A 1,405-nucleotide genomic window follows, 5' to 3' on the forward strand; every position below is an offset into this window, starting at 1 on the left:
GAAAATACCTTTGCGAGAATTAAGCATTATCGAGCTATTTCAAGTAGATATGACAAGTTAGAAAGGAATTATGCCAGCATGTTATCGCTGGCATTCATGTTAATGTGGTTACCGATGTATTGCTGAATACGAAATGTACAGCAAAGATCAACACGCCCTAGTAAAACTGAGCGATGTTTGCTGCTGAGATGCAACAAACTGTAATTCAACTTTTTCCCAGTGGTCTCGACCATTTTCTCGGTTGTCCCAAGGTGCATATGAGTAACCAAGATTTCCTCTAATCCAAAACTCTGTTTTAAAAAGAGGATGCTGTTTGTTTAAAAACACAGTCTCACCACCGACGTTGACCACAGAGTTTACAGGCTGGTAGGTATAAGAAAGGCCGGGATATTTTACGAATTCCCCTGTCATTTCGAAGGATAGAGTGTAAGTATGCCCTGGAACCGTCTGTAATAATGTTGTGATAGTAGCTTCAGTATTGGGTTTTCCAACAATAAGGGAATATCCACCATTCGGTGCTTTACTTTCATCAATGCGAGCATTTGTCCCGAAAGGGTTAATAGGACCATTACAGCCTGATTTAGGGTCTTTAAGACACCATCCGGTAATACCATTACTTGTTGGTATGAATCTTGGGTTGGAAACGTGCTGATGTTTTAATAAGTAAAAAATAGACTCTGCTACTTCTTGTTTTACAGCGTCATTTTTAGTGCGTTCCTCATCATAGTTTGGGCCTGACACATCAATATCTTCTACTTGTTTCAAATAGTTTGTTGCTAGGCTATTCAGTTGGGTAGGGGACATGCTATTTAAGGCCATGTTTAGCAAAATATCCGCTTGCCCTGAAAGCTCTCCATTTGCTTTAAATTTATGCTCATGAGAGCCATTCATCATCGACATTTCATTCGGGTCTGCCAAAGAAAAGGAGCTGTTAGTTGCTAACGCTATTAAAAGCGTAATAGTATTTATTTTTTTCACTTTAAGCCTGTTGTATTTTTAATTTTTATTCCAATAAATGGATACGTTACACATCGAATGGTTGAGATCTTTTGATAGATTGATGTCTAATTTAGTGATTTTTATCTTTGAACTTTTTTACAAGATATTTGTTTTAATTGTTATCTCGATTTTTTCCTTTCTCAATCTTGTTATTTTTACACACTAAATTAAATTGCATGTTATAGCAAATTTTATTTGTGTATTTGGCTTAGCATATTAATGATTGATTTGTATTTTATTTTTCTACATATTAAATTTTAAGGTTAATCAATTAAAACTCTATATTTATGATTAACATATTAATAACTTTTAGTTTGCACTTTTAATTACTAGGCTGTTTTGAAATTTGACTTTTAGAGTTTCAATCATCCCATATTCAAGCAGTTTTTTGAGGCTTTGTTGCGTA

At 34.7% G+C, this 1,405-nt stretch carries 1 protein-coding gene and 1 pseudogene; one reads left to right on the plus strand and one right to left on the minus strand.

Annotation, left to right across the window (positions count from 1 at the left end):
• Positions 1-126: pseudogene (locus tag KIV40_RS22280) on the plus strand (IS5/IS1182 family transposase); the annotation flags it as partial.
• Positions 127-147: 21 nt separating this feature from the next.
• Here the strand turns inward: KIV40_RS22280 and KIV40_RS22285 are convergent.
• Positions 148-978 (minus strand): hypothetical protein, encoded by an 831-nt coding sequence (locus tag KIV40_RS22285; protein WP_285351365.1) that lies wholly within the window; start codon positions 976-978, stop codon positions 148-150.
• Positions 979-1,405: the final 427 nt, after the last annotated feature.

The sequence above is a fragment of the Vibrio sp. D173a genome (genome assembly GCF_030248475.1).